The organism is Flavobacterium tructae, assembly GCF_002217475.1.
Lineage (GTDB): Bacteria > Bacteroidota > Bacteroidia > Flavobacteriales > Flavobacteriaceae > Flavobacterium > Flavobacterium tructae.
Window position 1 is genome coordinate 14114 of the sequence record NZ_MUHH01000067.1, and the last position, 13117, is coordinate 27230.

The 13117-nt window shown below is 37.4% G+C and carries 7 protein-coding genes; all 7 read left to right on the top strand.

Features of this window, described 5'->3' with window-relative positions; all coding sequences use genetic code 11:
- Window positions 1-148: 148 nt before the first annotated feature.
- Genes B0A80_RS19920 through B0A80_RS20720 form a run of 7 tightly spaced genes read left to right on the top strand, consistent with a single transcriptional unit; the run spans window position 149 to window position 13111 of the window.
- Entirely contained in the window at window positions 149-4873 is a 4725-nt protein-coding gene (locus tag B0A80_RS19920) for a hypothetical protein (protein WP_089078430.1), read from the top strand.
- 1 nt (window position 4874) lies between these two features.
- Window positions 4875-6956, top strand: coding sequence for a fibronectin type III domain-containing protein (locus B0A80_RS19925; protein WP_089078431.1), 2082 nt, complete (start codon window positions 4875-4877; stop codon window positions 6954-6956).
- Window positions 6957-6972: 16 nt separating this feature from the next.
- Window positions 6973-8280: a hypothetical protein gene (locus B0A80_RS19930; protein WP_089078432.1), complete on the top strand. Its 1308-nt coding sequence runs from the start codon at window positions 6973-6975 to the stop codon at window positions 8278-8280.
- 31 nt (window positions 8281-8311) lie between these two features.
- Complete coding sequence (locus tag B0A80_RS19935) at window positions 8312-9553, top strand: hypothetical protein (protein WP_089078433.1); 1242 nt, start codon at window positions 8312-8314, stop codon at window positions 9551-9553.
- Between the two features lie 4 nt (window positions 9554-9557).
- On the top strand, window positions 9558-10724 hold the full coding sequence (locus B0A80_RS19940; RefSeq protein ID WP_089078434.1) for a hypothetical protein: 1167 nt from the start codon (window positions 9558-9560) through the stop codon (window positions 10722-10724).
- 4 nt (window positions 10725-10728) lie between these two features.
- Window positions 10729-11913 carry a hypothetical protein gene (locus B0A80_RS19945; RefSeq protein WP_124020601.1) on the top strand — a complete coding sequence of 395 codons (1185 nt, stop codon included), beginning with the start codon at window positions 10729-10731 and terminating at the stop codon, window positions 11911-11913.
- Window positions 11914-11932: 19 nt separating this feature from the next.
- Window positions 11933-13111 carry a hypothetical protein gene (locus B0A80_RS20720; RefSeq protein WP_123923486.1) on the top strand — a complete coding sequence of 393 codons (1179 nt, stop codon included), beginning with the start codon at window positions 11933-11935 and terminating at the stop codon, window positions 13109-13111.
- Window positions 13112-13117 lie beyond the last annotated feature (6 nt).

Sequence of the window (13117 nt, forward strand, 5' to 3'; positions counted from 1 at the left end):
AAACTAATACTCCGAAAAGAAAGTATAGCACCAATAAACTTCTCCTTTCCTGTTAAAAACGATATCCGATTAAGGAATTAGAACTACTTCGGTTTGAATCCCTCATGAAATATATATTGCCTAATACCACAACCAAACCTACTAAGACTTGAAAAAAACTACTCTTAAGTTATTTCCTTTTATTGCAAGTATTATTTTATTTTTAGTTAGCATAAACTGCTTTTCTAATACTTCTGATACCATTACCAATTCAAAGAAGGTTTTTATTTCTAAAAATCTTCCAAAAGACGAAATTGGTCTGTTAAACAATTCTCTTAGCTATTACCAGACTCCAAAAAGCGAATTCACAAATGATTTCTTAAAAAAGAACTTTCCGGTTTCACAAGAAATCAATAAAGATCGTGATTTGGCCATGTCTGTTTTTAAGGAAATTGCCAAAAACGATAACCTCACTGATTTATTAGAGCCTAAAAAATTATCTATGCTTCCTCTTGGTATAAAAAAGACCATTGGAGGTATACAATACATGCTTGGTATCAGCAGCGCCAAATTCACTCCTGAATATACGGAACTGACGGCTTTTGTAAAAATCGTGATCCCACAAAATGATTCACTTGGAAAACCAAAAGAATTGTTTTTTGGTGCTAACGGTATTAAGCTTTCTCATAAAGGCGGATTGGTTGGGGCAACGAATTTAGTTTTACTCGGAGATGTTCCCATTAATATAAATGGTCAAAATGCCTTACTTATTTTAAAAGGAGGTATGGAGATGTCTACAGGAGTTGTACAAAAAAAGACTTATGTAACAATTGACTGTAATGGTTTTAAGGAACTCGGAATTGCAGCGGATGTTGAATTTTCAAGAAACTTTCTCGAACCTGTCGACGATGATTACAAGCTTATCCCCGCTCCGAATCGTGTGCGAGGTTCATTTCAGACCATAGTATCCAATTGGAATGATATTCTGATTGAGATATCACTACCCAAATTTCAGTTGACTTCTTATCAGGGCAAAGGCCCTGCTTTTGAGTTAAACAATGCTGTAATTGATTTAAGTGATATTAGAAACTCTGATAAAATCGAATGGCCGGATGCAGATTATGTAAAAGATTATCTGGTGCCTGGTAACGAAAATTTATGGAGAGGTTTTTATGTCAAATCCCTAAAAGTTGTATTACCGGAACAGTTCAATAAGAGAGACGAAAACAAGAGGGTTAAATTTGAAGCAGCCAATCTGTTAATCGACAGAATGGGGGTTTCCGGAAAATTTATAGGTGATAATGTTTTTAGCCTTAAAGAAGGAAGTGCTTCAGGATGGCAGTTTTCATTAGACCATATTGAGATGGAATTCAGGGCCAACTCATTAACAGCAGCCGCCTTCAATGGTGAAATTGTTTTACCGGTTTCTTCGGAAGAAAATACGCAATGTGATCCTAAATCGAGAGGAAGATTAGCTTACAATGCCATCATCAACCCTGTCGATAACGAATACATTCTTAAAGCTGATGTAACCAACAATATTTGCTTTCAGGCTTTTAAAGCGACGGCTTCTTTAGAAAAAAACTCTTATTTGGAACTAAAGGTAAAAGACGGGAAGTTTTTACCAAAAGCGGTTCTTTACGGAAGTTTAGCATTAAAAGGCAGCAATAAAAATACTACTGCGGCTGAACTTGCTAACTCACCCATTAAATCTTCTGAAACCACTAATGCAGATGGAGAGAAAAAGGAAGCTATTAATTTTAAAGGAATCATTTTCCAGAATTTAACCTTACAGACTGTTGTACCTTATCTAACGGCAGACTATTTTGGTTACAAACACATTCAGGAAAAAGATGCCGCAGTAAGTAATTTTCCTGTTACCATTAACGAAATTTCTCTCGTCGCTACAGATGTATCTGCCAGTCTGAAAGTAGATGTTGCCATTAACATCATGAAAAATCAGTTTAACGGTCAAACTAAATTTTATGTGATTGGGTCGTTCGACAGAGAAAAAGGAATTCAGAAATGGAAATACGAACGCATTAAGTTTGAGGAAATAAAAGTTGCCGCAGACTTAGGTGGTGTAAAATTTAAAGGAAGCATTGCCATAATGGATAATGATCCTGTTTATGGAAATGGTTTCAAAGGAAGTGTATCGGCCGATTTTACAGGAGGTATCAAAGTAGAAGCCAATGCTATTTTTGGATCTACTACTTTTAGATATTGGTATGTAGATGCCATGGTAGACAACTTAAATATTCCTGCCGGAGCCATTACTTTTAAAGGTTTTGGTGGTGGTGCTTATTATCAAATGAAAAAAGACGGCTTTAGTTCTTCTTTTGTAGCATCGAAATCAAATTATGTACCTGACGCAGATTCAGGATTAGGAGTTAAGGCAATGATTAAGTTTGCGGGTACTGCAACAGCAAATGCTTTTTGGGGAGGTGCCGGTTTCGAAATTGCTTTTAATAAACATGGCGGTCTTAATAGAATCAGTATTTATGGAGAAGGGCACATCATGCAGCCATTTGAAATTCCGGGGGCTGATGAACTAACAAAAGCCTTACAGACGGTTACCGAAAATGAATCGTTAATGGGTACGATCGCAACTGAAGCACTAAAAACAAGCAATTTATCGGCCGCAGCGGAACAGCTTTATCCAAATGATGTAAAAAACAGTATGGGGATCAATGCCTTTGCTGCAATAGAATACGATTTTAGAGCCAAAACACTACACGGTACCTTCGATTTATATATTGATACTCCGGGTGGTTTCATACAAGGCCGTGCTTCCGGTAACAGAGCGGGTTGGGCAGTTTTACACTTTGGTCCGGACAAATGGTACATCCGTGCGGGTACTCCTACGGATCGCTTGGGTATAAAACTGGCTATTGGATCTGTCGAAGTTGAAGCAGGTGGTTATTTTATGCTTGGAGATGATATTCCGGGCAGTCCTCCTCCACCCGATATTGTTGCAAAACTTTTAAGAGTTGATGTTGCTAAACTGAATTATATGCGTGACGAAAACAGCATTGCTTCAGGAAAAGGATTTGCCTTTGGTTCTGATTTTAGCATTAAAACCGGAAACTTGAGTTTCTTAATGTTCTACGCCAATTTCCAAGCTGGATTTGGATTTGATATTATGGTTAAAGATTATGGAGAAGCACAATGTAAGGGCTCAGGACAAATTGGTATAAACGGTTGGTATGCTAATGGTCAGTCGTATGCCTATATGCAAGGGGAACTTGGAATTAATATTAAACTGTTTTTTATACGAAAGAAAATATCCATTATAAAAGGTGGAGGTGCTGTTTTATTACAGGCCAAACTGCCAAATCCGGTATGGATTCGAGGCTATATGGCTGGTGAATTCAGCCTTCTTGGTGGTGCCGTAAGAGGTAGTTTCCGTTTCAAACTTGAATTTGGAGAACAGTGCGAATTCATATCTGCAAATCCGTTAGAAGGTTTAAAATCTATTGCCGATATCACTCCAGCTCAGGGAGCTAAAGATGTAGATGTCTTTACCGTACCTCAGGTTGGATTTAATATGCCTGTCGATAAAAACTTTAATATTGAAGGAGATGACGGGGTTAAAACCTATCGCCTCAAACTCGAAGAATATACCGTCAAGAAAGGCGGAGTCCCTGTGATTGGTAACTTAAGCTGGAACAAAACAAATGATTTAGTAAGTTTTAATTCATTTGAAATATTACCTGAAAAATCAGAATTAACCTTAACGGTAAAAGTAAGTTTTCAGGAATATGCAAATGGTGCATGGAAAACCATTATGGATCAGGGTCAGGTGGCAATGGAAACAGAAACCAGAACTTTCACGACAGGTGTGGCACCAAATAACATTCCGGTAAGCAATATTGCTTATAGCTACCCTGTTTTTGATCAAAAATATGTGTATCAAAACGAGAGTAAAGAAGCGTATGTTGTGCTAAAAATTGGACAGGCATATTTGTTTGATCTGAAACCGGGACAATCACAAAAAGCAACCTATAAAACCGGAAGTAAAACGACAAATGGTACTATAGGTTACAAAGCTGATTCAAAAAAGGTAATCGTTAGTTTACCCGCTTTAGAAAACCTAAAACCATACAGTTTATCCTTAATGACACTGGAAACTACAAAAGACGCTAATGCCAACCTGAATGAAAGTTTTGACAAGCAGGATCTTGGTACCAATGCCAATGTAGAAGTTAAAAGTAATAAACTGGTAGAAACATTAACTGGTGGTCAGGGTGTCGAATTGCTGCAATACAATTTCAATACCAGTCAATACAATACTTTTCAGGAAAAAATGACTGCTAAGAAAGCACGTAAAACGCACATCGAAATTATCGAAGCCGATATTCATGCATTGCATGCCGAAAACACCGCAACTGAAGCTTTTGATGAAATCGAAATCGCCGGAACACCTCAATCAATGAACGTTCCATTGGTAAGTGTTGAGGCTGTATTAGACGACAGCTATTTTAAAAATGATATACATCCATTGATTTATCAGGGATATCCTTTAGAAGCCGATTTAACTTTAAACAGAAATACGAGCCTTTTAGGAAATCCTCCGGTTAGAGGGGTGGAAATAATCACTTCTTACCTGTCAGATTTAATAAATAATCCAAAAAGTTCTTATTTAAGAGACAGGCTGCCGTATCGCTACAACCAACCTTTCTACTATAAGGACGATTTTATCAAAATTCAGTATAAAGTAGTTAATAAATATTTAAACAGTCAGAATAGGGCTATGATCGATAAGTATAATTACATCATAACAGGAAGATTTCCAATGATAAAAGATGGCACTTACAATGTCAAATTAAATTATATACTTCCTGGTGGACAAGCTGGTACCAGTTCAATTTTTACATTCAATAAAACAAATTAGCATGAAGCTTAAATTTTTAATTCTCCTTACTTTTATAATAACCGGTACTAACTATGCGCAAGAGAAAAATGGTACGGGAGAAGCGAATCCAAACGAAATAAAATCAGAAATACAAGTTATAGCCAGAGTGCAAAAAGACAGAATTTTGTTAAGATGGGCCGTCAGCAATGCGATGGCCTGGAAAAAACTAAATACTTATGGATATACTGTAGAACGTTATACCGTTACCCGTAACAATAAAACTTTACCAACCCCTGAAAAAGTAGTTCTAATTAATGCTTTGAAACCGGAACCGCTGGAAACATGGGAAAAACTAATCGAAAAGAACGACAATGCTGCCATTGTAGCACAAGCCATTTATGGAGAAAATTTCTCGGTTACCGGTACAGATAAATTAGAAAATATCGTAAACCTGTCAGAAGAGAACGAGCAAAGGTTTACGTTTGCTCTGCTAACCGCCGACAGGGATTACGAAATTGCGAAAAAAGCAGGTCTGGGAATTGAAGATAAAACGGTTAAACCTAACGAAAAATATGCCTACAGGATAATCTCAAACGTACCTGAAAAAGAGGCTACAATTTCTTATGGTGGAATTTTCGTTGGATTAGAGGATTATCAACCTCTTCCAAAACCAATGGATTTTACGGCTCATTTTACAGACAGTAGCACCATGTTAAGCTGGAATTTTAAAATACTTTCGCATACCTATGCCAATTATTTTGTAGAACGTTCAACCGATAAAAAGACATTCGAGAGAATCACAGATAAACCTTACACCAGTTTAAATCAGGAAAACACCAGTAACAATCAAATTTTCTATGTCGATTCTATTGCCAACAATAAACCGTACAGTTACAGAATTCAGGGAATTTCACCTTTTGGTGAATTAGGTCCCTATTCACAAGTTATAACAGGAAAAGGAACTGCGATCTTAAAATATGTTCCTCATCTTACTGTTAAAGAATTTAAAGATGAAAACACCGTTACGTTGACTTGGGAATTTCCGGCAGAAGGTGATAATGAAATCACAGGATTTGAATTAAACCGATCTGATAAGGATGATGATGGCTACAAAACGGTAATAAAAAACATTCCTGCCAAGAGTCGTACGGTGACGTACAACAAACTCTTATCGACGAATTATTTTACGATTACAGCCCTTGGAAAACAAGGCAGCAACAGAACTTCATTTCCTATGCTTGTACAGCCCGTAGACTCAATACCACCTTCTAAACCTATCGGTTTAAAAGGAGTTATAGACAGTTTAGGTGTGGTGAAATTAACATGGGATCCTAACAAAGAGAAAGATCTTCTTGGTTATCGTATTTACAGAGGAAATACCGCTGAAGAAGAACTTACACAGCTGACAGTAAGTCCTAGCGAACCCAACTCTTATCAGGACAAAGTGCTTGTTAAAAGTCTGAACAGTAAGGTTTATTACAAAGTTATTGCTGTAGATTATCATTACAATATGTCTGATTTCTCAGATGTCTTAATTATTAAAAAACCAGATGTCATCCCTCCCACTTCACCTGTTTTTACCAGCTTCAAAATCAAAGAAGGAGCAGTCTTTCTAGAATGGGTAAACAGCCAGAGTGAGGATGTGGCCGTACACCAGTTGTACCGAAAAGAAAATGATCAAAAAGACTGGACACTGATTTTGGAGACCAAGAATAAGGAAGAAAAATTTCAGGACAAAACGGCGGTTGAAGGTAACACTTACCGTTATGCCATTTTTGCCAAAGATGAGAGTAATTTAGTTTCTAATCCTTCACCGGGATTAACTTTATTTGTTCCAAAGTATTCTGCAATGCCTGCTGTGAAAGGTTTTTTCGCTCAGCCTAATAAAACTTCCAATACTATTGATTTGTCCTGGGATTACGCAAACAATGAAGTTGATGGCTTCGAAATCTACAAAGCTTCAGATAAAGATCCATTGCAACTGATTCAGATTGTTCCTGGAAAAACACGCTTTTTACCAGATCCTACCATTACCATTAATACGACATACCAATACGGTATCAGAGCAACATTTAAAGATGGAAGAACCTCTAAAATGGATTTTTTCACTGTAAAGTTCTAAGGACATGAAACCATTTATGACATACAAAAACATATTCCAAACCTTAAAAATAGCCTGTCTGTTTTTGACTGTTTTTGGTATGCAGTTACTCAACGGCCAGACAACATACAAATATAAAGTGAAGTGGGACTTAAGAAAATCACCAAGCACCAGCCGAAACGTTTACTTTTACTTGAACACTGGTGATACATATCCCTTCAACGGAACTTATGCCAATGCAAGTTCGACGGGCTCAAGCAGTTCATTTTCGTATGTTTTAAAAAATTCAGGTGCCAGTCCGATGGATGGTGTCGTAGTTTCCAATACCCCATTGCGTCTTAGTGGAGCAGTTGATAACGTATCTTCGGGATTCTTTCAGAAACATGCACCATTTATGACAGGTCCGTATTCCGGTTACTGGCAATCTAACTTTGCTTATAATTTTGATAACGTTACGGTTACACACAATACCCAGTTTGAATTCTTCTATCTGCAAACCCTTGTGGAAGCAAACAATTACAATGTTTCAAATTCAGAGCTGAAACAATGTGAAACTTTCAATTTTACGGTAGCCGTAGTTGGTGAAAGTGGCTTTATGACTTTTGCTGTTGAATATTATGATCCAAACACGGCAGGCTGGAAAGAGCTTCTTCCTTATGCCTCAAGATCGGCACAAAACATACCAATAACGTTTACATCCATCCCTAATCTGCAATTGAATCAAAACTTTCAATTGAGGGCGAGATACACCAGAACCGGAAGTGGCGGAGCAAATGATTATTCTGATATTTTAACGTACAAATTTATTCCCTGCTCTCCTAAACTCAATGGTGCACCGGTAACCGCTCAGGTTAAATGTTTTGATGAACCCACCGGCAGTGTTACTTTAAATTTTTTGTCGGACATTCCAACAGGACAAAAATTACTTCTTACTTTATATCAAAACGGTGCCTATAGAAGTCACAAGTTTGCAAAAGATACAGATGTTAAGAACAGAGCTTATACTTGGGAAGGAATTGCTCCGGGTTCTTATACGATAAAGTACCAAACACAAAATGCTTCAGATCCTAATGCCACAATTGGATCAAGTCCGGTAGAAACTCCGGTGTTCAAAATAGAAAATACAGTGGCCTTAACTTTTAAAGCAACCGCCATACAGCCTCAATGCAGTACGGATAAAGGTGGCATTGAAATTTCAGTAAGTGGCGGAACACCTCCGTACTATTATATTCTAGATAATGAGACCAAAAAAGAGCTGGTCAAAAATCCTGACATCATAGATATTACAACCGATGGTGATCATAAAGTGATTGTCCTGGACCGTTTTGACTGCATGGAAAAATAACTTTGATAAATTCTATTCTAAACATTCAATAATGAATATTTTACACAAAACCACTTACCTTCTGATTTTAGTCGCTTTTTTTGCGGCTCAGCTCATTTATGGTCAAACGGGTAAAATATTAATTGAAACTCAGTTAACAAGATATGGTCCTGACTTGAAATCCAATACGTATAGTGTAAACATCACCACTAAAGGATCTTCGGCTTTTGGTAAAGCCTATAACCTGAATAATAACGACGATGATGTTAAGATTTACTATGATTTAGTACAGTATGATGAAACGAAATACCCTCTTAAAATTGTAATCAATGGTTCTTATGTTGTTAAACCAACCCAACTGGGAGGACCAGAATGCAATCAAAAAGATGAAGCGACTTTAGTTGCTCCAAAAAGTGTATCTATGGGTGCCTGTCACGGCCGCACCAACTTCCTGCTTTTAGATCTGCCGAAACCAAGTGGCTCAATTGGCAACTGCGGCAATTTTACTGTACAAAAACAAATTCGATTGTCAGGTGCCGGTTATTCATGGCAGTACAAGAAAAACACCGACACCCAATGGAAGTATTTTACCTATGGTACACAATATAACGAAAATGGGATAAACTTTAATTTCAATGATGTTCCTGATTTGAAAGATTACACAGGGAACCTGTTTGTTAAATTTGTTGTTGAATACGAAAATCTAAATACTTCTAAAATTGAAACCTATGAGTCGGATATTGCCATCTATCCAATCATACCCTGCTCTCCAAAATTAGACACTACGTCAGATCCTAATTTTACCACTTGCAGTTACAGCAATGGCGGCGTAACCTTTACTTTTAGCAGACCTCTGGAACCGGGTGAAAAATACCTTTTCAATCGCAATCCTGTAGGCAGTACATTTATTACTGATGCAACTTCAAATGATCCTGATGTAGAAAAAGTATCAGCACTTAGTTACAAGTGGAAAAATATACCCCCAGGTGTATATGAATTTAAATATCAGACACAGTTTGGGAACAATACCCCGTCTACTTTGTCACCAGTAACGAAGTTCGAAATCACGCCAAGTAAAGCCTTAACTTTTACAGCAACGGACATACAGCCAGCGTGTAGTAGTGATAAAGGTGGTATTAGCATTTCAGTAAGTGGAGGAATGCCCCCTTACTTCTACATTCTCGATAATGAGCCCAAAAAAGAGCTTACTAAAAACCCTGACATCATCAATATTACAACGGATGGAGAGCATAAAGTAATAGTGCTAGACAGCTTTAATTGTATTGAAAAATAACACTATGACGAAAAAACTACTTTTATTTACTTTTTTTCTAGGAAACCTGTTTGTTCATGGGCAAACGGACTATGGAATTCTTGTAATTTCTACTTTATCACCTTCTCGTGGATGGGACGGCAGTCATGCCGGTAGCTTAAGCCTCACGTTGGGGAACAAATCGATATTTAAAAGTAGCAGTACCAGCGATGAAGTTGAAATTGAATATGATTTTTTCTATGTTACAGACAACCCTTCCAAAATAGATTACAGGAGTGCAACAGCCGGAAACAAAAATGGTACCGATTGTCAGATTAAAGACTCTACTCCTTTTAATATCGCTACTTTTAGCAGAGACGCTTTTGGAGGTTGTATTGGCGATTTTGAAGTATTAAGTATGAACATACCAATTCCTGTTTATCCCGAAACCAATCAAAAATGTGTAGAGGATATTATTACCCTTAAAAATGGCTGGAATTGGCAGTATCAATTTGATGGTGCTGGTTGGGCACCATTTCCATCACAATTTCAGGAAAAAGCGTCCATTTCATTCCAATTAAAAGATTTACCAAATTATAAAAGTACAGGCGATGTACGATTTAGAGCCGGATATCAACAACAATTTGCTAAAATCGTAACATATAATATCATACCCTGTTCTCCAAGATTAGGCAATACGTCAGATCCGAACTATACCACTTGCAGTTACAGCAATGGCGGTGTAACCTTTACTTTTAGCAGACCTCTGGAACCGGGTGAAAAATACCTTTTCAATCGCAATCCTGTAGGTAGTACTTTTATTACTGATGCAACCTCAAATGATCCTGACGTAGAAAAAATTTCTGCACTTAGTTACAAGTGGAAAAATATACCCGTTGGTGTGTATGAATTTAAGTATCAGACACAGTTTGGAAGCAATACCCCGTCTACTTTGTCACCAGTATCGAAGTTCGAAATCAAACAAAGTACAGCCTTAACTTTTACAGCAACAGCAGTACAGCCAGCTTGCAGTACTGACCCAAAAGGGATATACATAACGGCTACCGGAGGATCAAAGTCCTACTATTATTTATTAGACGGCGAGCCTTTGTCGCAAAAACATGCCTTTACAAGTCCTCATACTATAAAAATAACAACAGACGGTGCTCATAAAGTGATCGTTGTAGACAGCTCTGATTGCATAGAACAATAACATTATGAAAAAAATAATATATCTTTTTTTATTCACTGTAATACTCTTATCTGGCAATAAGACTTATTCGCAAAAACTGTACATCGTCCGTCATAGTATGGGAAGCTGTGTTAATGAATGCGCTGCATTACAGTCTTATTTCTTTATGTCCGGCAACACCTACATTGCACCAGTTGCGGAATTTGGAGACTATCATGTATTTAATGTCCCTCCAACCTATGTTGAACTAATTTCGATAGCTGATACCAGTTTTGGCTGTGCCTGGCGTGATCCTATGGCTTGTTATGAACAGAGTACAATTAACATGAATGATTGTTTTTGGGGAATAACCAATGCCGTTTTACCCGAACCAGACGTATATACCAACTTGTTTTGCGATAAAAAAACACTTACCGCGGTATGCTGCCCGGGACCCTATCGTTTTTCATGGGAATACAGTACTAATGGTATTAATTTCACTCCTATGAACATTACTACCACACCCAATCAAAGCTTTGAATTTGTCAAAGCCAATTATCCGGCTTTAAACAATTATACGGGAACTATCATTTTCAGGGTTTTAATTGATTCTGACCCAAATGCTCCTGATGAAAATGTATATTCTAATGTTGTTACTTACAATATTATACCTTGTTCTCCTAAACTTTCTGCTACCTCCGACCCAAACTATACCACTTGCAGTTACAGCAATGGCAGCGTAACCTTTACTTTTAGCAGACCTCTGGAACCGGGCGAAAAATACCTTTTCAATCGCAATGCTGTAGGTAGTACTTTTATTACTGATGCAACTTCAAATGATCCTGATGTAGAAAAAATTTCTGCACTTAGTTACAAATGGAAAAATATCCCTCCGGGACAGTACCAATTTAAATTTCAAACACAGTTTGGTAACGGTACGCCTTCTACTTTGTCAGCGGTAACAAATTTCGAAATCAGACAAAATACAGCCTTAACTTTTTGGGCAACGGCAATACAACCTGAATGCAGTAACAGCCGAGGCTTCATAGAAATACATGCGGCCGGTGGAACAAGTCCGTACTTCTACATTTTAGACGATCAGACCGAAGTTGTAAACGGCCAGACAGTACCTAAAAAAGTTGGATTTTCCGGTTATCACCAAATCCCAATTACAGCAGACGGCGGGCACAAAGTAGTCGTTGTTGATGCTTCTAATTGTATTGAAAACTAACTATAAAATACTATCTAAAATGAATAGAACATTACTCTATCTGATATTATTTATGGCATCAATGACCCTGCAAGCTCAAACCGAGTACGGACTACTTATCAATACCGATTTGGAGCCTAGAACTGAACGTGAGCAAACTCAGGGATCATATGATATCTTTTTTTTGGGTAATAGTTTAAATTTATTCCCTAATGGTACGTATCAACCAATATCGCAAACTGATTTTTTCTATGCAACACCTGATCCGGTAACGAAAAGGATAGATTTTAGTTGTTTTAGTATGCATCAGGACTGCTACATTGAAAAGAATACTTTCATTGAAACAAATGGACCTCAATATGTCACTTTTTTTTCTGGATGCTTTGCTTCCTCATCAATACTTTTATTACATCTGACAAATACAAGCTCTAAAACTAGCTATTGTGTTAACGAAACAATCAATTTTGAAAATGGTTTCAATTGGCAATATAGTTATGACGGTCAAAATTGGGCTAATTTCCCAAGTGACTTTCAATCCTATCCGTCTATTTCATTCAAAATATCAGAGCTTGAGAATTATAATGGAAAAACTACAATTCATTTTAGAACTGGCTATCAGACGCAGTTTACTAATATAGTTACCTACGGTATTATCGGCTGTTCGCCTGAGTTGGCAGAAAAAAAACCAACTACAACTGCGGTCGAATGTGCTAATACAGCTACCGGAAGTGCTACTCTAAAGTTTGAATCACTGCTAAAAAAAGACGATCAGTTTCTATTTAATCTGTTCCGCGTCAATCCGGTGGCACCGGATACTGGTTTTATCAAAAGTATTAAAGCATCAGAAGAAGAAACTAAAAATAAAACCTACACCTGGAATGGAATAGCGGCGGGGACATACACTATAAAATATCAGGCGCAAAGTACTGCCGATAATGGTCAACAAGTAGGATTAAGTGCTATCGTTACAGATCCTTTTACGATTGATGAAAAAGTCCCATTAACTTTTAAGACTACGGCCGTACAGCCGGCTTGCAGCACAGATCTAAAAGGAATATTGATCACTGCCTCAGGGGGAACCCCTCCCTACTATTATCTTTTAGACGGAGAACCCTTGGCACAAAAACATCTTTTTACAAATCCACATACCATACCCATAACGGAAGATGGACCTCATACCATTAAAATCGTTGACAAATTCGATTGCACAGAACAATAAATTCCC

What these genes read in the sequence shown, in the direction of transcription:
- B0A80_RS19940 (WP_089078434.1), top strand. Translation starts at nt 9,558, where the DNA reads ATGACGAAAAAACTACTTTTATTTACTTTTTTTCTAGGAAACCTGTTT.
- B0A80_RS20720 (WP_123923486.1), top strand. Translation starts at nt 11,933, where the DNA reads ATGAATAGAACATTACTCTATCTGATATTATTTATGGCATCAATGACC.
- B0A80_RS19945 (WP_124020601.1), top strand. Translation starts at nt 10,729, where the DNA reads ATGAAAAAAATAATATATCTTTTTTTATTCACTGTAATACTCTTATCT.
- B0A80_RS19935 (WP_089078433.1), top strand. Translation starts at nt 8,312, where the DNA reads ATGAATATTTTACACAAAACCACTTACCTTCTGATTTTAGTCGCTTTT.
- B0A80_RS19925 (WP_089078431.1), top strand. Translation starts at nt 4,875, where the DNA reads ATGAAGCTTAAATTTTTAATTCTCCTTACTTTTATAATAACCGGTACT.
- B0A80_RS19930 (WP_089078432.1), top strand. Translation starts at nt 6,973, where the DNA reads ATGACATACAAAAACATATTCCAAACCTTAAAAATAGCCTGTCTGTTT.